We start from the raw sequence: 21,341 nt of genomic DNA, 5'->3' as shown, positions 1-21,341 counted from the left end.
ATATTTGACATGCAGCTTACTTATCAACCATACGAACTTCTGCTGAAGCATACTTTTACCATTGCCAAATTCTCGCGCAACTCAACGCCACTAATGCTGGTGCAGATAACCCACGAAGGCCAAACCGGTTATGGCGAAGCATCAATGGTACCTTACATGGGCGAGAGCCACCAAACAGCTGCTGAGTTTTTGAGTAAGATTGATGTGAGCCATTTTAGCTACCCTTTCAACTATGATGAGATCATCCATTACCTGGATAGGATTGCGCCCGGCAACCCGGCTATAAAAGCTGCTATCGATATTGCCTTGCATGATCTGGATGGAAAGCTCCGTGGCCTGCCCTGCTGGCAGCTGTTGAGTAGCGATCCTGCTCGGATGCCGGTAACCAGTTATACCGTTGGGATTGATACCAAAGAAGTAATCATCAAAAAAATAAACGAAGCGCCGGAAGTAAAAGTGATAAAAGTTAAGCTCGGCCGCGATTCAGATAAAGAACTGATCCAAACCATCCGCTCGGTAACCGATAGGCCGCTATATGTAGATGCCAACCAGGGGTGGACCGACCGCAAGCAAAGCATCGATTTTATCTACTGGTTGCATGAGCAAGGCGTGAAACTGATAGAGCAACCCATGCTAAAAACCGATATTGAAGGCAATGCCTGGATAACCGAGCATAGCCCTATCCCTATCATCGGAGATGAGGCCGTGCAGCGTTTTGCTGATGTGGAAAAAGCCGCCGGTGTATACCACGGTATCAATATAAAACTAATGAAATCGGCAGGTTTACATGAGGCTAAAAGAATGCTGGATAAAGCCCGGGAATTGGGCCTTAAAGTGTTGATAGGCTGCATGAGCGAAACCAGTTGCGCAACCCTTGCCGCCGCCGCCCTTGCCCCGCAATGCAACTGGGCCGACCTGGATGGGCCGTTGCTTGTAACAAATAACCCATATAAAAAACCTGCATTTAGCCAGGGCAAATGGGAGCTAAGTGATGCTCCGGGCCTCGGGCTAAATGCAGGCAGCCCCCTCTAAATCTCTCCCAATAGGGGAGACTTTAAGGAGATGTTTTAAAGCCCCTCTCCTTTGGAGAGGGGTTGGGGAGAGGCTTCTTACAAGTTATCAGTTGTAGTCTCTACAGCATCCTGTACGCTTTGCGGCAGGGCCGATAACAGGTTGTAACCTGTAGCTGCTTCAATAGACCTCACAGTTACACGGTATTGTTTCCAATCAGAGTTGGTTGTGTTAATGTTTGGTGTATTAACTGCAATTACACGGGTTGACGAAGTAACGCGGCTAATGTCGCTATTGCCGTTAGGGATGATAACTGCTACTTTCCAAACGTTGCTTGGTACGGTTACTTTATCGTTATTGATCTTGTTAACAGCACCTTTTGAGCCTGTGCCACCCATGCCGTAGCTACCCATAATTACATAAACCTCGTTACCGGCTTTTACCTGATCGCGCAGGTAGTTTTCCATATTAGCCCAGGTTTGCTGGTTGTTTTGTGGCGCCTGTGGTATCATGTTGGTCATCAGGAAGGTAGCGGAGTTTGCGTTGGCAGAGCTTGTACGGTCTGCTGACGGGCAGTTATGGCCACGATCAAAACCTGAGTTTTGGTAGCTGTTGCTTTCTACGTGATAAAAATCGGCAGGTAAGCCAATAAAGCCCGCAAAATTATCTACACGTGGTGCAGCGTTGTTAGCTGTATTAGCATCCAGGTGCCAGCTTACCCAGTTTGGAGTACCACGTGTAGCGCTGTATGACTCTACGTAATAGCTTTGGTCCATCAGGTAGTTATCGGCCATGGCTGTTGATGTAGTAGCATTTGATGGGTTACCGAACAGCATATTGCTGTTATCGCCGGTAGTAGGCTGCGCATCTATGCCGGCTGTAACACCACGTTCTGACGCCGGTGTACCTGTGCCCGAGCCATTGTCGCCGTCACCTGAACCATTGTCGCCATCGCCGGGATCTGCACCCACAACAATGCCGGGGTCACCAGCGCCTTCAAAAGTAATATCGTCAATATTAACACGGGCAGTGCCTGTTTTTTGGATACGGAACCTTACCGGTTGTACGGTGTTAATAGCAAACGTGCTGGTAACCAGTGTTGAGCCGGTTTCGTTAACTGTAGCACCTAACTGCGTGTAGGTAGCGCCACCGTCAACAGATATCATCAGCTGCCACGTTGATGCGTCATCATTACCATACCTGGCATGGCTTATTTTGATCTGCTTAAGGTGAGAGATATCAAACTTCATGGTGATATCACCGGTTCTTAACCTTACGCATTTTGCACCGTTTTTAACGTCGGCAGCAAGGTTACCTAAAAGAGCATCGTTAAAGTTCCAGATACCGGTTTTTATCTGCACATCAGCAGCTGCATAAGCAGTTTTGGTGCCGGTTTCAAAATCTTCAACAATGGTGTAAGGGGTAAGCGCCGGTGTTTCGGTACCGGTGCCATTGTCTGTTGGTTGTTGTGGCGAGTTGTCTTTTCTACAACCAGCAACAACCAGTACAACAGATAGATAGATGATAAGTAATTTTCTAAATTTCATATAAATGTATTTTGCAAAGCAAAATTACTACGCCATCTATAAACTTAATGTTAAGAAACTTTATGTATGATAAATATTACAAAGCGGGCTAACATAAAGTAGCAGAAGCATTTGGATAGCCGATTATGCTAAGCTTTGTGTATTTTTGTTGCCTTAATTACACCGATGCTGACATGATTGCACTTATTTTATCGGTGTAATCAAAGATTGATAAGTGAAATCATATACAATATGTTTGAGAACGAAGAGAAAACCAACCTGGAGTCGTTAGGTGAATTTGGCCTGATAAGCCACCTCACAAAAAATATAAACCTGGTGCAAAAAAGCACCATTAAAGGTATTGGCGATGATGCCGCCGTACTTAACTATGAAGGCAAACGCACCCTGGTATCAACCGACCTGCTGTTAGAAGGCATCCACTTTGACCTGGCTTACACGCCCTTGAAGCATTTGGGCTACAAAGCGGTGCAGGTAAACTTAAGCGACATTTATGCTATGAACGGTACGGCAACACAAGTTACTGTATCTATCGGCATGAGCAGTAAGTTCCCGTTGGAAGCTATTGAAGAACTCTACGAGGGTATTTACCTGGCCTGCGGCAATTACAACGTTGACCTTGTTGGCGGCGATACCTCAACTTCGCGCCAGGGTTTGGTGATCAGCGTTACCTCTCTGGGTTATGCCGATGAGAACGAAGTAGTTTACCGCAACACCGCCGAAACCGGCGATCTGATCTGCGTATCAGGCGACTTGGGCGGTGCTTATATTGGCCTGCAGCTATTAGAGCGCGAGAAACTGGTTTACCTGGAAAACCCTAACATTCAGCCCGATCTTGAAGGCAAGGATTACATTGTTGAACGCCAGCTAAAACCAGAAGCCCGTAAAGATATCATTGACCTGCTGCATGAGATAGGTGTTAAGCCAACTGCCATGATAGATGTATCAGACGGTTTAGCTTCTGAAGTGTTGCATATCTGCAAGCAAAGCAACAAAGGTGCTAAGTTATATGAGGAAAAGATCCCTATTGACCCAATGACCTATGAAACTGCCCGCGAGTTCGGTCTGGATCCAACTGTGTGTGCCCTAAGCGGCGGCGAGGACTATGAGCTCCTTTTTACCGTTAAGCAAGCTGATTACGATAAGATAAAACACAAGATGGATTTCTCTATCATTGGCTACGTTACTGAACCTAATGAGGGCTATACGCTCATCACCAAATCAGGCAATGTGCATGAATTGAAGGCGCAGGGATGGAATGCGTTTAGCCCCCCGACCCCCTGAAGGGGGAGCTTTAAAAGCAATATCGAACACTGAATGTTGAATTTAGAGTGATGAAGTATGATCATTTCGAAATTCGTCATTCAATATTCAGTGTTCAAAGTTGATTCTATCTCCTATGCGCTAACACAAACCATTTAGCTTCTGTTCCCCCTTCAGGGGGTTAGGGGGCTTCTCCCTCATCCAAATACTTCCCATCTATCTGCTTATTCGCCTTGGCTCCCAACTTTTTAATTTTCTCGGCAGTAACGGTAAGGTTGCCGTTGCCATCGGTTAATTTGTTAAATGCGTTGGCATAGGCTGTTTGCGTTTGGCTAATGTTTTTGCCGATGCTCTCCATATCGTTTACAAAGCCAACAAACTTATCATACATAGTGCCGCTAAGGCGGGCTATCTCCATTACGTTACGGTTTTGGCGCTCTTGTTTCCACATACTGGCAATGGTGCGCAACGTAGCCAGTAAAGTACTCGGGCTAACAATTACTACCCGTTTTTCCCATGCATCGCTAAACAGCTCGGCATCCAGCTGCACGGCAAAACTGAATGATGATTCTATCGGCACAAAAAGTAGCACAAAATCGGGCGAGTTTACCTTGTGCAGATCATGATAGTTTTTTGACGACAGGTTTTGCACATGCCCGCGGATAGATTCTACGTGGCCTTTTGAATACAGCTTGCGTTCTTCTTCGGTCTCGGCATTTACCAGTCGCTCGTATGCAATGAGGGATACTTTTGAGTCGATGATAAGGTGCTTGTTATCCGGCAGATCTATGATTACATCGGGCTGAAAGCGGCTGCCATCTGTTCCGTTAAGGCTGGCTTGTATCCGATACTCACGGTCGCGCACGAGGCCGCTGCGCTCTAACACTTTCTCGAGGATTACTTCGCCCCAGTTGCCTTGTTTTTTGTTATCGCCTTTGAGGGCTTTAGTAAGGTTTGAGGCCTCGGCGCTGATGGTTTGGTTAAGTTCCATCAACTGGGTAATAACACCTTTTAGGGTATTACGCTCCGCGGCTTCCATGTTGTACACCTTGTCTACCTTTTCCTCAAAGGTTTTCAGGTTCTCTTTCAATGGATTCAGTATCGCATCAATGCTGTTCTTGTTAACATCTGTAAACTCGCGCGATTTTTCCTTCAGCAGATTCTCGGCCACATTCTCAAACTCGCGCTGAAAATGCAGGCGCGTGTTTTCTATCTCCTGCTTCTGCTCGGCCAGCTTTTCCTGCTGGGCTTTAAAGTAAGAGCGAGATGACTCTAATGACTGGTTAGCCTGCGCCAGTTGAGACCGTTCGTAAGAAAGCTCGTCCAACAAACGCGTTTGCTCATCTTTGTAATGGCGGGTAGTATTTTCCCTTTCGGCTAACAGGTTGGTAGCTTTTTCCTCTGCGCGGGCAAGGGAAATTTTCAGCGTTTCGTTATCCGCGCGCAGGCCGTTTGCTTCTGTAAGAGAGATACCATTGGCATTACTTTTCTTAAGTATAAAGGTTGCAATAACCCCTATCAGCAGCCCGCAAAGCGCATATATTACCTCATTCATGTTTTGACAATATTTTTAGCAAAACGAATGTAGGTAATTTAATATTGCTAAAAAAGCAGCTATTGTGTTTTCAAGGTATCTTTAGGCATGTTGGTAGTGCCGGCGCCGTTACCTGTAGAATCTTTACCTCCAGTTTCCACCGGAGTAACCGGCAGTTTGCCTGTATCCGCAGGCGATTGATTGCCTACATGCTCCTGCCCGCTATCGGCAGCTATGGTATCTGTTTCTGTTTTGGATGTATTGCCCTTACAAGCAACAAACATTGTAACTACGGCAAGTGCCAGGGAGATAGCTAACTTTCTCATGGTTAATAACATTGGTGTTTATTAACTACAAATGGATAGCTGGCATGTTTTAGGTTAATTCTAAAGCCCCCTCTAAATCTCTCCCGAAAGGGGAGACTTAAAAAACAAGAAATAAAAAAGCCCTTACCAAACGGCAAGGGCTTTTCTTTATGTTTTATTGATAATATTAAGCTTTTACACGCTCTACGTAAGAACCTGTAGCCGTATCAACTTTAACTTTATCGCCAATGTTGATGAACAACGGAACGCGGATCTCGGCACCGGTTTCAACAGTTGCCATTTTAAGGGCACCGCTTGATGTATCGCCTTTAACAGCTGGCTCGGTGTAAGTGATCTCCAGCTCGGCAGAGTTAGGGATCTGGCCCATAATAGGCTCTTCGCTTTCAAAGGCAACAATAACGTTCATGCCTTCTTTCAAAAATTTAACCGCCGGGCCAAACAGCGCTTTAGGCACATTATGCTGATCGTATGTGGTGTTATCCATTATTACTAATGCATCGCCATCTTCATACAGGTATTGGTAATCGTTAGTTTCAACACGGGCAATATCTACCTCTTCATCGGTACGGAAACGGTACTCAACCAGTTTGCCGGTTTTAACGTTGCGCATACGTGCCTGGTAAAAAGCACGCAGGTTACCCGGCGTACGGTGTATAAATTCTTCTACTTGTACCAGTTCGCCGTTAAAGCGCAGTATATTTCCGTTTTTTACATCAGATGCTTTAGCCATATAACTTATTCTAATTGAGGGGCAAAATTAGGCAAATGATTTTAAATTTCAGATAGCCGCACACTAAACATTACTGAAAGCCTTTCCTCTCACTATTTCCCTGTACCTGTGCACCGCTATATCCGCAAAGTTATACCTGGCTCTGCTATCCCAGCGGGCAATACAGTAAAAGCATTTATTACTGAAACGTTTAACCGTTTCCGCATCTTTATCCCAGCCACAATTATAAGCTGTCGCGATGAAAGCCAGTTTCTTTTCTGCGGATAGTGGCTTCAAAGCATCCGTATGTTTTAGCCGGATACTTTTGAATACTGCCACCAGGTATTTAACCTGCCACTCCGTATCGTTCAGCCTGTCGATACGTGCCGAACGGTTTTCGTAGTTATCTTCTGTTGCCACATCGTTAAAGCCGAGGGCTTTTACCCATGCTTCGCTGTTGTGCTGTTTGGCAAACTCTTCTATACTTAAAGCAAAAGATGGTTTCATCTGGAAACGCCCGATAGAGAAATCGGCATAATCGCTTCCCAACCGCGAGTAAAGGCCCATTAACGAGCCGGTCTCTACCGCATCAAACAGCTGGTTATACCGCATCAGCTCAGGGAAGATAACAGCTTCCATTTGCTTGGCATCTTCTCCGCAAAGGCGCGAGTATTTCTGCAGCAGAGGTCTTATGGCCGCTGCTGATGTTTCTGCTTTTTGGTAATGTCTGTCGAACAGTTTGCGGTAGTTCTTTGCATTCGCAATACAGCAATTCAACAATAATACAATCGCCAAAAATGCCTTACAGATCTTTTTTGCAAACATAAACCTGCTTGTTTTGGATGCTTAGCCAGTTCAAAATTTCTTTGCCATTCTCTGTAGATATGGCTGGCTGGATAGCATAATCTATAACCTGTGTGCCATCGCTAAAGAACAGGCTACCGCGCTCAAACCAGGCGCCGCTTTTGCCTGTGCTGCTTACAAACGCCTTCCCATCGCCGTTCATGTTGTTGCCAAAGCTGATCGTCTGCTTGCCGTTCAGGAACACCGCCTTACGACCGGTTGATACCTGTATCAGGTTACCATTATTGTCCAAAATGGTCCTGTCGGCCTGTACCGCGGCAAACGGGCCTAGAGTTTTGCCGTTGGTAAGCAATACATAAAAATCATCGTTGGTTACAATTTTATAAGCATCCTCTGTTGTTTTGGCGTTGTACTGCGTAGCATTTATCATCACACCGCCCAACTCATCGTTATCGCTGATGATCAATTGATCTGTAGGGAATGATAGCTTGCGGTTGCCTTTATCGCTTACCAGGTAAGTATTGTAGCCTTGCATGCCCACCTGCATACCAATACCATAAAATTTACGTTTGGCTTTGTTATGATAGAACTTAGTCATGGTGGTCATGGCACCGTAGCTTTTGCCATCAACCATTAGTTGGCCTTTAACTACGTAGGGCTGCCAGTCGGTTTCTTTGCTGTCGCGATCAAAATAGTAGCCGTTGCCTGCTTTCCAGCTATCCAGTTTATCAACCGGCGGGGTGTTGAATGGGCCTTTTCGTACGCCGCCTTCATATAAATAATACTGGCGGTCTTTGCTGGTTACTACCTTAACAACGGCCTGGTTGTTTACAATGCTAAGGGTGGCCTCGCCGTAAACAACGCGCTCGCCCTGTTCTAACGCAAAGGCCGGCTTACCATATTTAGATGCATCAAAACCTGTCGGGGATGATGAGGGGGCGTTGCTATCATCATTGTTATTTGATGATGTTTGCTGGTTGCTTTGCGATCCGCTTACTGCGCCGCTTACCGCTTGCTGCGCTTTTTGCTTTAGTTTATTAAAAAATTGCGCGTGGCTGCTCTGTGCAGCCAGTAATAAAATTGCGCATAAAATGGTGATAGGCTTCATTTTGTAAAATTTAATGTACCATGCCTGACGCCAAAAAAATATATAATGTGACAGAACACAACTTTTTAGAATAAACGCCGTATAACAGCGCATCCCCCTCAAAAACATTACGTGTACCTATAAATTATTGATATGTCTGTTGAGGTAGCTCCTTATAATATTGAACTGTTTTTTGAACTCTCTGCCGATCTGCTTTGTATTGCCGGCTATGATGGCTATTTCAAAAAAATAAACCCTGCTGTGTCGCGCACGTTGGGCTATACTGAAGAAGAGCTTTTCTCGAGACCCATTAATGAATTTGTACACCCCGACGATCAGAACTTAACGCAGCAACACCGTGTTAACCTGCATAAGCGCATCCCCCTTCTTGATTTTGAAAATCGTTACCTGACAAAAAGCGGCGAAACAGTATGGCTGTCGTGGACATCAATGCCTGATGATGACTCGCAAACCGTTTACGCCATCGCCAAAAACATTACCCACAAAAAGAAAGTTGAGGATGACCGCAACACGCTGATCAAAAACCTTACTGCGCTGAACAGCGATCTGAAACAATTGACCTACGCTACATCGCATAACATGCGCTCGCCGGTAAACAACCTCATTACGATATTCAACATGCTTGACAGATCGAAAATTCAGGATGATGAAACGTTGGAGTTTATTGAGGTGATGCAGAACGCCGCCGGCAACCTGCGCGAAACATTGAATGGTTATGTTGACGGCCTTACAGATAAAACCGCACTAAGATCTACCACCGTAAAAGTGAATGTAGGCGAAGCATTGGATGAGGTAAGCAGATCGGTAAGTTCGTTGATAGAAAGCTCGGGCGCCACCCTTGTTGCCGATTTTACCATGTGGGATGTAGTTGATTTTAACGAATGCTACATGGAGAGCATTTTCCTTAACCTCATTACTAACTCTATTAAATATGCCAAACCAGGGGTAAAACCCGAAATGCGCATCCGTACCGATATAGTGAACGGCCAAAAGCAACTGATATTTGAGGATAACGGCCTTGGGTTTGATATGGAGCAGGTGGGTAATAAACTGTTCGGCCTTAACCAGAAATTCAATTACAATGAGGATAGCAAGGGGATTGGCCTTTACCTGGTGCATACTCATATCACCAGCTTAGGTGGTAGCATTACGCTGGATAGCCAGCCCGGCAAAGGCGCTGCATTTACTTTACACTTTCGTGGATAAAAAAATAACTGTAGTGCTTGTAACAGTTTGACAATCAATGGCGTCATTTGTGCTAATCAAACTGACTACATGACTGCCATTAAGAACAAAACCGACCGGCTTAACTTAGCATCGTGCGTAATAGCGTTGCACGGCTTAGGCTACACCGAAGATTTTTTGCCGTTAAACGGCAACACTTTTGTTTGCCTGCAAAACAACCAGAATTTTGCTATCGATGACCTTTATATAAGGGTTATAGACAGAGGTTTTGATACCATCACCCGGTCATACAAATACATCCATACAATTGATACCCCGAACGGTGAAAAAGGCCTGTTGATAGCCGACGCGGCCTGCTCACCAACCAGCCTGGCTAATTAAAACGCCTTCTTTATTGCTTTAGCAAACAGGTCAACCCCTTGCTCCATTTCTTTTGCATTCATTGATGCAAAGCCAAGCCTTATATTCTGATGGCTGTGATCAGGATCATAATAATAATCCTTCCCTGCACTGATGCCCAGCCCCATAGCGGCAGCTTTCTCGGCCACTACGGCAGGCTGTAATCCGTTTTTATATTTCATCCAGATCGCAAATCCGCCATCAGGTATTTTAAAGCTGATGTGGTCGCCCACCTGTTCCCGCAATAACTTGCAGAAGATATCCCGGCGCTCGTGGTATAGTTTGTTTGCTTTTTTAAGATGCCGGGTAATATCTCCGTTCTTCAGCAGGTTAGCCATGGCTTCTTCCAATAATTGCTCGCCCTGGCGATCGATCAGTCGGCGCATTTTAGTAGCCTCGCGAATGAGGTTAGGCGGCGCAACCATAAACCCTATGCGAATACCCGGCGCTATGGTTTTACAAAACGAGCCTACGTAGATCACGCTGCCGTAATAATCGGCACTGGCCAATGGCAATATGGGGCTGCTGCTGTAGTGGAAATCGTAGTCATAATCATCCTCAATTATCGCAAAGCCATATTTCATGGCCAGCTCCAGCAAGCGCATGCGCCTTTCAGAACTTAGCGTAACCGTAGTAGGCTGATGGTGGTGCGGTATCACATATAGCATGGTCACTTTTTGTTTCTTGCAGATAGCTTCCACCGCATCCAGATCTATCCCGTGTTCATCAACGGGCACCAGTTCCAGTTTGGCACCGGTTTGTTCAAACACCTCGTTGGCGCCGCAATAACCGGGATCGCCGGCAATTACTACATCACCTTTACCTAAAAGTAGTTGTGCTGCAAGGTAAATGGCCATCTGTGCCCCTTTGGTGATCAGGATATGCTCAGGTTGCACATGCAACCCACGGGTTTCGCTCAGGAAAATGGCCAGCTCTGTACGCAGGTTTTCAGAACCTTGTTCGGGGCCATACAATAAATATTTCTGGGTGAACTGGTAGTTGGCAAACCTGCGGTACTCGCGCAGCATTAGCTCAACAGGTGCAAGCCGCGTATCGGGGAAGCCCTCATTAAATGTAACGCTACGCGCAACGCCAGGGTTAAACAAGCGCACATGCCCCAGTTTTTTATCGCAAACATTAAAGTGCGTTTCCTCGGGATAGGCCAGTTTTTTCACATTGACATCAGATACCAGCGCCCTCGGCGTAACCTCGGGCAGGTTAGCGGCAATAAAGATGCCTTTTTTGGGGTACACATCTACCCAGCTTTGCGCATACAATTCATCATAAGCCGCAACCACCGTGTTGCGGTGCACTTTAAGCGAGGCGGCCAATGCACGGCTGCTTGGTAGCGCCATGGATGGCTTCAAAGTCCCCTGCCGTATATGACAGATAATATCGTTTGCTATCTGCTGGTACACAGGCGTTGGCTGTGTTTTGTCAATACGAAGTAAAGCTGATACAATTTGCATACTGGACTATCTTGCTTGTTTTATCTGGACTATAAAGATAGGCCACCTGATGAATAATTTTATATCATCAAACAAAAAATAAGCACCATGACCAATTACAACTTCCCTGCAATTTACCTGAGAGCCGCTTTAGGTATAGGCTATGTTTGGTTAGTTGCCGACAGGATAGGCCTGCTGGGTGCCTACGGCCAGCCGCACATAAGCTGGGGCGATTGGGAACATTTTATGGTGCTGTCGCGAGATACCATGTCATTCCTGCCACCTGCTTTGGTAACACCGCTGGCCATTATCGCGTCTGTTGCAGAAGGAGTATTTGGCATAATGCTTTTGCTGGGTTTGTTTACCCGTCTGGCAGCTTATGGCAGCGGTTTACTAACATTGGCCTTCGCCATAAGCATGACCATCTCCAGAGGGTTTGATTCGCCTATTGGTTACTCTGTTTTTACGGTAAGCGCAGCAAGTTTCTTACTGGCTTGTGTACCCACCTACAAATGGAGCATTGATGCATTAATAGCTAAACGATCATAATCATGAACACCATCACACAAAAAGCACCATCCACATTTTTAGTGATCGTTGCATTTGCAACGGTTTACGTTGTATGGGGCTCAACTTATTTCTTTATCCAGATGGCCATACACGGCATCCCGGCCATGCTGATGGGTGCCATCCGCTTTATAGCTGCAGGCGCATTGATGCTGGCCTGGTGTAAATTTAAAGGCGATAAGCTTTGGGTAAAACGGGATGTGATCAATGCTGCTGTAAGTGGTATCCTGTTACTTGCCGTAGGTAATGGTATTGTGATATGGGTTGAACAGGCTTTGCCAAGCGCCATGGTAGCCATTATGGTATCGGTCAACCCAATATGGTTTGTAGTGCTGGATAAACGCAACTGGCGCGAGAATTTGAAAAGCACGGCCACTGTAAGCGGACTGGTGATCGGTTTTGCAGGCGTACTGCTGCTGTTTGGCGAGCAGCTAATGGGTTCCTTCAGCGGCCCGCAGGATAGTGCTAAACTGATAGGCATGATACTGTTGGTAGTAGGCCCGATTGGCTGGGCCAGTGGCTCACTGTTTTCTAAATACAAAGGCAGCAGCAGCCCATCGCGGGTTACAGTTGCCTGGCAAATGCTGATAGCGGGTTTTGTATTCCTGCCTGCTGCCGCAGCACATGGTGAGTTTGCTAAATTCGATGCCGCGCAGGTACCGGCGCAGGCCTGGTTTGCTTTGCTATACCTTATTTTGTTTGGGTCGATAGCTGCTTTTACGGCTTATGTGTGGTTGCTGAGCGTTCGCCCGGCTACCCAGGTGAGTACACACGCTTATGTTAACCCGGTTATTGCGGTGCTACTGGGTGTACTGTTTGCTAATGAACATATCTCATGGCTACAGGCAGGTGGTTTGTTCATCATTTTGATCAGCGTGCTGCTCATCAACTTGGCTAAATACAAAAAGCCGGCAGCGGTGCCTAAGTCGCCTAAAGAAGAAAAATTGGATCTTAATAATTTAAAATGCGAGGCGATTTAATAACCGCCTTTTTTGTTGTTCTGATCTTGTAAAGGGTAGCTCCTATGGAGCAAAGAACATTTTCCTGTTACTATCTACAAAGCGGTTGTCCCTACGGGACATTGGCCTCATTTAGTTAACTTGTTCCATCTTTCAGTATGTTATGTGCCCAGCCTCGCCCTTGTTGGTGTTGTCACCAACAAGCTGCATGCAAAGCAAACAACTACAATCCTTGCGGAGAGTTGTTGGTGACAACACCAACAACGGCAAATAACAACGGCAAAGCATTCTTACCTTACATGTTATGTCCCGTAAGGACAACCGCTTTGTAGACAAAACGCGATCAATTTATTTTGCTCCGTAGGAGCTACCCTTGTCTCCCGACCTTTCCATGTTTAACAACCACTTTTCTTTCTCCCACAAACTCAACTGTTATGAATTTCATAATAACAGCACTCCCCGGCAAAGGCATTCTAAAGAAATGGCAAACAACCATAGCTTTTAATTAAATAATAGCAGCACTTCAAACACATTTTTCAAATTATGTGTTTGTTTATACGGGGAAATGTTTAGTACCTTAACCCATATATCCACCCGAATGAGAATATTCCATTTAAGTGCCGAATGCTATCCTGTTGCTAAAGTTGGCGGCCTTGCCGATGTGGTTGGCGCATTGCCAAAATACCAGAACCAGGCAGGTTTGCAGGCTGCCGTAGTAATGCCTTTTTACAACCGCAAGTTTGTTCACGAAAGCCAGTTTGATATGGTTTTCCAGGGGACATCATTGCTGGGCACACGCAGGATATATTTTGAGATCTTAAAAGAGCAAACCGATAAACTCGGTTTTGAACTATACCTGATACACATACCGGGACTGCTTGACCGGGAGAATGTTTACAGCTATCCCGACGAGCGCGATCAGTTCCTGGCCTTCCAGATCTGTTTTCTTGACTGGATAAACTGGAGCGGCCAATCGCCTGATCTGATCCATTGCCATGACCATCATGCGGGGTTAATTCCTTTCCTGATGTATCATTCGGCACTGTACACAAGGCTGGCTACTATCCCAACCATATTTACCATCCACAACGGCCAGTACCATGGTGCTTTTGGATGGGACAGGCTACCATTGTTACCCGAGGTTGATTTTTATAAAACCGGCCTATTAGAGTGGAACGGTGGCATTAACCCGCTGGCTTGTGCAGTTAAATGCTGCTGGAGATATACCACCGTATCGCCAAGCTACCTGGACGAGCTCACAAAGAATAGCAACGGCCTTGAATATTTATTTTATTTAGAGAGCGCAAAAGGCGTAGGCATATTAAACGGTATTGATACCGAAGTGTGGAACCCGGCTACAGACCCCATGCTGCCTGCCCATTACAATACAACAACCGTAAGCAAAGGCAAAGCTGCTAACAAAGCTGCCTTATGCGAGCGTTTTAATTTAGATACCGCTAAACCACTTGTTGCCTTTATTGGTCGGTTGGTTGATGAAAAAGGATCAGACTTGTTACCGGCCGCTATCGAAGGTATTATTAAAGAGCGCGGTGATGTGGTAAACTTTTTTGTGCTGGGTACCGGCGATGCCGAAACAGAAAATCAATTAAAACTGTTAAAGGAAACCTATCCGGAGCAGTGCGCCGTTTTTATCGGGTACGATGAATCATTAGCACATCTGGTATATGCCGGATCAGACTTTTTGCTAATGCCATCGCGCGTGGAGCCATGCGGGTTAAACCAAATGTACTCGATGCGTTACGGCACTTTGCCAATGGTGCGCAGCACCGGCGGTTTGCGCGATACCGTGATAGATTTTGGCGACGAAGGCGGTTACGGCATACGTTTTGACCATGTAACGGTAGCTGACATCAGCACATCAATAAACCGAGCAATTGATTTATATAAGGACACCCGCAAAATGCAAACCCTGCGCAAACGTATGATGGCGTTGGATTTTTCATGGGGGCGTTCGGCAAAAGAATATACAGATCTGTACCAAAGTTTAATTTCTTAAGATATGACATCGAAAGTAATCAGTATTGTACTGGGGGGCGGTCAGGGTAGCCGTTTAGCACCTTTAACCCAAACCCGTTCAAAACCAGCCGTTCCAATTGCGGGTAAATACCGTTTGGTAGATATTCCCATCTCTAACTGTCTGCACTCGGGTATCGATAGGATATTCGTGTTAACGCAGTTTAACTCGGCATCGCTTAACAAGCACATTAAAAACACTTACCATTTCAGTACCTTCAGCAAGGCATTTGTTGATATACTGGCTGCAGAGCAAACGCCTACCAGCGGCCACTGGTTCCAGGGTACGGCCGATGCGGTAAGGCAAAGCCTGCACCATTTAAATGTGCACGATTTTGAATACGTACTGATCCTATCGGGCGACCAGCTGTACCAGATGGATTTTGACGAAATGATACAACAGCACATCGAAAAAGAAGCTGATATATCTATCGCTACCATCCCAGTACATGCTAATGATGTGCCTGGTTTTGGTATCCTTAAAACAGATGACAATAACCTGATCACTTCTTTTGTTGAGAAACCAAAAACCGGTTTTGAAAGCCTTGTATCAGAAGTAAGCGACGAGATGAAAGCGCAGGGCCGTTTATACCTTGCATCAATGGGTATTTACATCTTCAACAAAAAGCTGCTTTATGATCTGTTAGAAAATACCGAAGAAACTGATTTTGGTAAGGAGATCATCCCGCAATCAATTATTGGCCATAAGGTAGTAAGCTACCAGTACGAAGGCTACTGGACAGATATTGGTACTATCCCTTCATTCTTTGAAGCCAACTTAGGTTTAACTGATGATATTCCTCAATTTAACCTGTTTAACAGCAACCAGATATTTACACGTGCACGCATGTTGCCGCCAACCAAAATATCGGGCACTACAATGGAGAAATCTATTATTGCTGATGGTTGTATCATCAACGCAAGTTTGGTTAAGCGCTCTATTATCGGTATCCGCACCCGTATTGGCTTTAACACAAAAATTGAGAGCTGTTATGTAATGGGTAGCGATAATTACCAGACCCTTGATGAGATAGAACTGGCTAAGCAAAACAACATGCCGGCCATGGGTATTGGCGATAACGTGAACATCAAAAATGCCATCATCGACAAGAATACTTATATAGGCGATAATGTGAGCATCAATTGCGGCGAAAGACTGGCAGATGGCGATTTCCCAACCTATACCGTGGTAGATGGTATAGTGATTATTAAGAAGCGCGCCATTATACCAAACGGTACGGTGATCTAAAATTAATTTTGATAGATGGTGATAATTGGTAGCAATTTTGTTTGTGTTATAAGAAGACTAAAAACTTAAATAACTAACCATGAAAAAGACAATTGCTACCATCGCTATTGCAGCTGTATCATTTAGTAGCCTAAATGCATTTGCAATGCCTGCACAAACACAGCAGGATACAACAAAGAGCACTAAGACCACCAAGAAAGTACACAAAGTGTACAAAAAGAAAGGTAAAAAGGTGGCTAAAGCTGCTGCTAAGGCCGACACTGCTAAAATGTAGTGTGTTGCCTTCAGATATCTTATTCTAAAAAGCAAAGGCCCCGAAATATTTCGGGGCCTTTGCTTTTAGGGAGTTTTGAAATTACAACTCAATGCTTTCGCCTACTGCAGGTAGTTTTAAGTTTAGGCCTGCTTTCAGGAATTTCTCGGCTACTTCGTCTTTATCTATTTTGATGACCGGGAACGAATCATAGTGGATACCCACAATGTTTTTGCAGTTTACAAATGCCGCAGCCTTGATAGCATCATCGGCACCCATGGTGTAGTTATCACCTATTGGTAATAATGCCCAGTCAATGTTCTCATCAGCTAATAACTTCATATCATAAGTTAAAGCGGTATCGCCTGCAAAGTAGATGGTTTTACCGCCGCCGTAGATCACAAAACCGGCAGGGTTACCACCGTTTGATCCATCTGGCAGTGCGCTTGAGTGGATGGCATTCACCATCTTCACACGGCCAAAATCGAAATTGAAAGCACCTCCGATGTTCATGCCGTGGGTATTTTCAACGCCTTGACCGCCTAACCAGTTGGCTATCTCGGCAATACAGATCACTTTTGCGCCGGTACGTTTAGCAATATCGATCAGATCGCCAACGTGGTCGCCATGACCGTGCGATACCAGGATGTAATCGGGCTTTAAGCTTGCTACATCAATATCTTTGGCAAGCGGGTTGCCTGTAATAAACGGATCGAATAATAAGGTCTTACCATCGACAACCAATTCAAATGCCGACTGACCATAGAATGTGAATTTCATACTGTAGTTTTTAGATGTATTACTCGTTATTTGCCAAACAGGTTGCCTAAGCCACCCATGCCGCCTAACATGGCGTTGGTCATGGCGGCCATTTCGCTTTGGCTTACGTTCTCTGCCTGTTCTAAAGCCTTGTTTACGGCTACAACAAGCAGCTCTTCTAATTCTTCTTTATCGGCATCTTTCAAAAAGTCCTCATCAATAGCAATTGATTTAACTACTTTATTGCCGTTAGCCTGTACGGTTATTTTACCACCCTCGGCGGTGCCTGTAACGGTGATAGCATCTAACCTCTTTTTTACCTCGCCAGCCTTTTGCTGGGCTTCCATTAATTTATCGAACATAAAGCCCCCTAATTTACCCCCTAACCCCTGAAGGGGAATAGAAGTTTATATAATTTATTTAAATTACCCACTGTGCCCTGCCTGCTCCCCCTTCAGGGGGCTGGGGGGCGAAGTTTAATCCTCAGCCGTATCCCCGCTGCCGTTGTAGGCGCCTTTGCGTACTACCGGCATGCCTGTCATTTTAAACAGGTCATCCAAATGCAGCAAGCTGCCGTTCACCATATTACCTAACAAAACAATGGTAACATCGTTTTTCATATCGCGCAGGTAGATATGGCGAAATCCGTGCCACCAGCCGGTGTGGTAAACCACCTTTTGCCCCGGCGATTCAAAAATTCTCCAGCCATAACCGTAGCTAAAGTGTCCGCGGATCATGGGGTTGTGGGCGGTATAGGCCGAATCCTGCGTAGCCGGTTTGATCAGCTTACCTGCTTTAAGCGCCTGGTCAAACACAAACAGATCAGCCACGGTGCTGTAAATACCTTTATCGCCCACCGGGCCATCCAAAAAGTTTTGTGCTACCGAGTATTTCCAGCTGTTACGGTCGTGCCCAACCACATCAACCGGAATTTTATCATAAACCGCCTTTGAGTATACGGCTGTATGCGTCATACCTGCCGGTTTAAAGATATTCTCCTTCATGTAGTCGGAGTAAGTTTGGCCGGTCACTTTTTCAATGATAGCGCCCAGCACCATAAAGTTGCTGTTATTGTACAGGAAACTTGCGTTTGGTTTGTTAAAACGAGCCGGTTTGTATTTGGCTATCAGCTCCATGGCTTCCTGATTGGTTAAGCCTTTCTTTTGGTTAAGGTGTTGGGTACGATAAATGTTATCTACAAAGTAAACATAGTTCATCATACCGCTGCGGTGTGTTAATAGCAAACGGATGGTTACCCCCTCGTAAGGGAAATCAGGGAAGAAGTCGCGCACATCCTGGTCAAGTTTTATCTTGCCGCGTTCCCAAAGCTGCATAATGGCTGTACCCGTCATGGTTTTGGTAACGGATGCCAACTCAAATTGTGAACTCAGTTTCAGGCTGTCGCGGGTTAAGTGATTAGCCCAGCCAAAAGCGCCTTCGTAAACTATTTTACCTTTTTTTGCCACAAGTACGTTGCCGTTAAAGCCACTTACCTTGTGCAGGTGCTGCATAAACTCATCTATCTTTTTGTCTTCATCCTTAGGGTCATACTTCAGTATAGTAACCGGGTCAAAAGGCTTGCCGTTATCGGCCTCGCCGGGCTTATTGTGGCCGGGCTTTGATTTGCAGGCCGCTAACGAAAGAACAGAAAAAGCAATGGAAATGACAGTTGTGCACACTTGTCTCATAGGTAAAAAATCAATCACAAAACGAAAGGCGAAAATTAGAAATTATATAGCAGGTAAAATATTAAAATGTGATTAATGTTCTGAAATGTTAATAAGTAAGATAAAGTTTTGCCTATCAGGATACACTGATCACAATTTTGCCAAACTGCCTTGCCGCGCCCATTTTATCAAAAGCTGCTTTAGCTTCAGTAAGCGGGTAAACTTCATCTACTACCGGTACTATTTTGTGCTCATTAACAAAAGCAAGCATTGCTTTAAACTCCTCTTGTGTGCCCATAGTGGTACCCAGGATCTGAATCTGTTTCCAGAATATCGGCCGGGCATTAATTTCGGGGATATTACCCGCCGTTCCGCCAAAGAATACGATACGAGCACCTGGATTGCATAAATCAGGGATCTTGGCGAAATCGGGCCCGAGGGCGCTGTCTATTACCACATCAAAACCGCCGGCAAGGTGTTTCAGTTCCTGCGCCCAGTCTTGCGCTTTATAGTTTACGCCTGCAGATGCACCCAGTTGCTTGGCTTGCTCAATTTTTTCGCCCGTGCCTGATGTTACAAATACCTGTGCACCTGCTGCCAAAGCCCACTGTAACAAAAATGTGCCGGTACCTGCGCCAACCCCTACTATTAAAACCTTATCACCTTTTTTCAATCGGGCTTTTGTGAACAGCGCGCGGTAAGCGGTTAATCCCGCCAGCGGAACAGATGCCGCCTGCTCCCAGGTTAAATGTACCGGTTTAGGATATAGGTATTCTGCTTTCGCCAATACATATTCTGCCATGGTTCCATCATCTGGCAGGCCCAAAATTTTAAAATCCTTTCCCTGAAACTCGTCGTGTTCGCCCCAGTTATGAGATGGGTTGATGATAACCTCTTTGCCTACCAAATCAGCGGCGCCTTCACCGGCTTCGGCAACAATGCCAGCGCCATCGGCACCCAAAATAGTGGGATATTTTATACCGGCATACTTGCCTTGTGTTATCCACCAGTCGCGACGGTTTAAAGCCGCAGCTTTTAGCTGAACTAATACCTCGCCCGCGCCGGGCGTTGGTTTGGCAACTTCTTTTACAACTATCGGGTTTTCTGCTGATTCGAGAACTATGGCTTTCATAGGGATGGTGTTAATTACCAACATGTCATTGCGATTCCGCCGTATGGCGGAGAAGCAATCTCATCGCGTTTATCTAAACGCGATGAGATTGCCACGTCGCAGCGCTCCTCTCAATGACAAGTTGTGTAATATTAGTAAATAAAAAAGCGGCAGATTGTTTACCTGCCGCTTCATATTTTAAAGCCCTCCCCTTCAGGGAAGGGGAGGTGGGGTTTAATTATGCTATTGCTTTAGCGTATAATTCAGAAACGTGGTTCCAGTTGATCACATTCCAGATAGCAGCTAAATAATCAGGGCGACGGTTTTGGTATTTCAAGTAGTAAGCGTGCTCCCAAACGTCGATACCCAGGATAGGTGTACCTTTTACTTCGGCAATATCCATTAATGGGTTATCCTGGTTAGGGGTTGATGTTACTGCTAATTTTTTATCAGCACCAACAATTAACCATGCCCAGCCAGAACCGAAACGGGTTGCACCAGCTTCAGATACTTTGGTTTTGAAATCGGCAAATGAACCGAAAGTGCTTTTGATAGCATCAGCTAACGGGCCCGTAGGCTCGCCACCGCCGCTTGGAGAAAGCAAAGTCCAGAACAAAGAGTGGTTGTAATGGCCACCGCCGTTGTTGCGTACTGCAGCAGGGTATTTTGATATATTCTTGATGATATCTTCAATTTTCGCATCAGCCTCAGGCTTACCTTCTAAAGCTTTGTTTAAGTTGGTTACATAAGCCTGATGGTGTTTACCATGGTGAATTTCCATAGTAGCTTTATCAATGTGTGGTTCAAGGGCGTCGGTAGCGTAAGGTAACGCCGGTAGGGTAAATGCCATAATATTTAAATTTAATGGTTAAATGTAATCGTATGTGACGTAGCAAATATAAGAGCAGATATCACTTTTTGTTCTAATGAAATGTCATTTAATGATATGATAACCTATTGCGGTTTTCGGTATCATCAATATTGGCCTATTGATAATAATACCAGCGTGCAGGCATAATCGGTAGAAATGCCGTTCTCGTGCGCCATGCGGCGTAATTCGGAGTTTTCCGTACCGGGATTAAAGATGATACGCTTAGGTTTGGTTTTGATGATATAATCATATAAAGCTACCTGGTTTTGCGGGCCAACATACAAGGTAATGGTATCAATATCGGTGTGGATGGTCTCCGGTTTCTCGATAGCTACGCCGGCCACTTCGCCGGTTTTTATCCCCACGTTAACAATGGTATGCCCTGCGCCGGTAAGCCTGTTGGCGGCCAGGTAAGCATAACGGCTTGGATCAGGCGTTGCGCCAAGTATCAGTGTTTTTTTATCAGCCATAAATATAATAACAGGCAAGGTACAAGATTGGTTTGAATTAGGAGTGCGAGAGTTGGGAGCGGGAGCGGGA

The 21,341-nt window shown here is 45.4% G+C and carries 22 protein-coding genes; 9 read left to right on the top strand and 13 right to left on the bottom strand.

Annotated features, from left to right (window positions below; genetic code table 11):
- The first annotated feature begins 9 nt into the window (after nucleotides 1-9).
- Nucleotides 10-1,032: a dipeptide epimerase gene (locus D0C36_RS13445; RefSeq protein WP_117392138.1), complete on the top strand. Its 1,023-nt coding sequence runs from the start codon at nucleotides 10-12 to the stop codon at nucleotides 1,030-1,032.
- 77 nt (nucleotides 1,033-1,109) lie between these two features.
- On the opposite strand, the gene D0C36_RS13440 is transcribed toward D0C36_RS13445, so the two are convergent.
- Entirely contained in the window at nucleotides 1,110-2,558 is a 1,449-nt protein-coding gene (locus D0C36_RS13440; protein ID WP_117392137.1) for a DNA/RNA non-specific endonuclease, read from the bottom strand.
- A 231-nt stretch (nucleotides 2,559-2,789) separates the two neighbouring features.
- On the opposite strand from D0C36_RS13440, the gene thiL reads away from it, so the two are divergent.
- Nucleotides 2,790-3,839, top strand: coding sequence for a thiamine-phosphate kinase (thiL, locus tag D0C36_RS13435; protein ID WP_117392136.1), 1,050 nt, complete (start codon nucleotides 2,790-2,792; stop codon nucleotides 3,837-3,839).
- 160 nt (nucleotides 3,840-3,999) lie between these two features.
- Here thiL and rmuC read toward each other — a convergent pair whose 3' ends face one another.
- The 5 genes from rmuC to D0C36_RS13410 all read right to left on the bottom strand — a co-directional run bounded on the left by rmuC (nucleotide 4,000) and on the right by D0C36_RS13410 (nucleotide 8,299).
- Nucleotides 4,000-5,373 carry a DNA recombination protein RmuC gene (gene rmuC / locus D0C36_RS13430; RefSeq protein ID WP_117392135.1) on the bottom strand — a complete coding sequence of 458 codons (1,374 nt, stop codon included), beginning with the start codon at nucleotides 5,371-5,373 and terminating at the stop codon, nucleotides 4,000-4,002.
- Nucleotides 5,374-5,432: 59 nt separating this feature from the next.
- Complete coding sequence (locus D0C36_RS13425) at nucleotides 5,433-5,678, bottom strand: hypothetical protein (protein ID WP_147321992.1); 246 nt, start codon at nucleotides 5,676-5,678, stop codon at nucleotides 5,433-5,435.
- A gap of 166 nt (nucleotides 5,679-5,844) precedes the next feature.
- Nucleotides 5,845-6,408: an elongation factor P gene (gene efp, locus D0C36_RS13420; RefSeq protein ID WP_117392133.1), complete on the bottom strand. Its 564-nt coding sequence runs from the start codon at nucleotides 6,406-6,408 to the stop codon at nucleotides 5,845-5,847.
- Between the two features lie 63 nt (nucleotides 6,409-6,471).
- Complete coding sequence (locus D0C36_RS13415) at nucleotides 6,472-7,212, bottom strand: hypothetical protein (RefSeq protein WP_117392132.1); 741 nt, start codon at nucleotides 7,210-7,212, stop codon at nucleotides 6,472-6,474.
- The gene (locus D0C36_RS13410; protein ID WP_117392131.1) at nucleotides 7,190-8,299 is read right to left on the bottom strand and encodes a hypothetical protein; all 1,110 of its coding nucleotides are present in this window, start codon (nucleotides 8,297-8,299) and stop codon (nucleotides 7,190-7,192) included. The genes D0C36_RS13415 and D0C36_RS13410 overlap by 23 nt, the downstream gene beginning before the upstream one ends.
- A gap of 132 nt (nucleotides 8,300-8,431) precedes the next feature.
- On the opposite strand from D0C36_RS13410, the gene D0C36_RS13405 reads away from it, so the two are divergent.
- Together D0C36_RS13405 and D0C36_RS13400 are read left to right on the top strand one after the other, a co-directional pair.
- Entirely contained in the window at nucleotides 8,432-9,505 is a 1,074-nt protein-coding gene (locus D0C36_RS13405) for a sensor histidine kinase (protein ID WP_117392130.1), read from the top strand.
- Between the two features lie 69 nt (nucleotides 9,506-9,574).
- Complete coding sequence (locus D0C36_RS13400) at nucleotides 9,575-9,865, top strand: hypothetical protein (protein ID WP_117392129.1); 291 nt, start codon at nucleotides 9,575-9,577, stop codon at nucleotides 9,863-9,865.
- Here the strand turns inward: D0C36_RS13400 and pdxR are convergent.
- A complete protein-coding gene (gene pdxR / locus D0C36_RS13395) occupies nucleotides 9,862-11,352 on the bottom strand; it encodes a MocR-like pyridoxine biosynthesis transcription factor PdxR (protein WP_117392128.1) in 1,491 nt (496 codons plus the stop codon). The two genes, D0C36_RS13400 and pdxR, sit on opposite strands and share 4 nt — an antisense overlap.
- Before the next feature lie 87 nt (nucleotides 11,353-11,439).
- On the opposite strand from pdxR, the gene D0C36_RS13390 reads away from it, so the two are divergent.
- The 5 genes from D0C36_RS13390 to D0C36_RS13370 all read left to right on the top strand — a co-directional run bounded on the left by D0C36_RS13390 (nucleotide 11,440) and on the right by D0C36_RS13370 (nucleotide 16,414).
- On the top strand, nucleotides 11,440-11,880 hold the full coding sequence (locus D0C36_RS13390; protein ID WP_117392127.1) for a DoxX family protein: 441 nt from the start codon (nucleotides 11,440-11,442) through the stop codon (nucleotides 11,878-11,880).
- 2 nt (nucleotides 11,881-11,882) lie between these two features.
- A complete protein-coding gene (locus D0C36_RS13385; protein ID WP_117392126.1) occupies nucleotides 11,883-12,878 on the top strand; it encodes an EamA family transporter in 996 nt (331 codons plus the stop codon).
- Between the two features lie 577 nt (nucleotides 12,879-13,455).
- Nucleotides 13,456-14,874, top strand: coding sequence for a glycogen synthase (locus D0C36_RS13380; RefSeq protein ID WP_117392125.1), 1,419 nt, complete (start codon nucleotides 13,456-13,458; stop codon nucleotides 14,872-14,874).
- A gap of 3 nt (nucleotides 14,875-14,877) precedes the next feature.
- Complete coding sequence (locus tag D0C36_RS13375) at nucleotides 14,878-16,140, top strand: glucose-1-phosphate adenylyltransferase (RefSeq protein ID WP_117392124.1); 1,263 nt, start codon at nucleotides 14,878-14,880, stop codon at nucleotides 16,138-16,140.
- Between the two features lie 79 nt (nucleotides 16,141-16,219).
- Nucleotides 16,220-16,414 carry a hypothetical protein gene (locus D0C36_RS13370; protein WP_117392123.1) on the top strand — a complete coding sequence of 65 codons (195 nt, stop codon included), beginning with the start codon at nucleotides 16,220-16,222 and terminating at the stop codon, nucleotides 16,412-16,414.
- Nucleotides 16,415-16,495: 81 nt separating this feature from the next.
- On the opposite strand, the gene D0C36_RS13365 is transcribed toward D0C36_RS13370, so the two are convergent.
- From D0C36_RS13365 to D0C36_RS13340, 6 genes are all read right to left on the bottom strand, one after another.
- Nucleotides 16,496-17,173 (bottom strand): metal-dependent hydrolase, encoded by a 678-nt coding sequence (locus tag D0C36_RS13365; protein WP_117392122.1) that lies wholly within the window; start codon nucleotides 17,171-17,173, stop codon nucleotides 16,496-16,498.
- Between the two features lie 26 nt (nucleotides 17,174-17,199).
- Entirely contained in the window at nucleotides 17,200-17,514 is a 315-nt protein-coding gene (locus D0C36_RS13360; RefSeq protein WP_117392121.1) for a YbaB/EbfC family nucleoid-associated protein, read from the bottom strand.
- A 114-nt stretch (nucleotides 17,515-17,628) separates the two neighbouring features.
- Nucleotides 17,629-18,840, bottom strand: coding sequence for a serine hydrolase domain-containing protein (locus D0C36_RS13355; RefSeq protein WP_117392120.1), 1,212 nt, complete (start codon nucleotides 18,838-18,840; stop codon nucleotides 17,629-17,631).
- Between the two features lie 115 nt (nucleotides 18,841-18,955).
- Nucleotides 18,956-19,951, bottom strand: a complete 996-nt coding sequence (locus D0C36_RS13350) for a zinc-binding dehydrogenase (protein ID WP_117392752.1) — start codon at nucleotides 19,949-19,951, stop codon at nucleotides 18,956-18,958.
- Nucleotides 19,952-20,168: 217 nt separating this feature from the next.
- Nucleotides 20,169-20,780, bottom strand: coding sequence for a superoxide dismutase (locus D0C36_RS13345; protein WP_117392119.1), 612 nt, complete (start codon nucleotides 20,778-20,780; stop codon nucleotides 20,169-20,171).
- Between the two features lie 125 nt (nucleotides 20,781-20,905).
- Complete coding sequence (locus D0C36_RS13340) at nucleotides 20,906-21,271, bottom strand: CoA-binding protein (RefSeq protein ID WP_117392118.1); 366 nt, start codon at nucleotides 21,269-21,271, stop codon at nucleotides 20,906-20,908.
- Nucleotides 21,272-21,341 lie beyond the last annotated feature (70 nt).

This window comes from Mucilaginibacter conchicola (genome assembly GCF_003432115.1).
GTDB lineage: Bacteria > Bacteroidota > Bacteroidia > Sphingobacteriales > Sphingobacteriaceae > Mucilaginibacter > Mucilaginibacter conchicola.
This window is presented reverse-complemented; position numbering and strand designations above follow the sequence as displayed.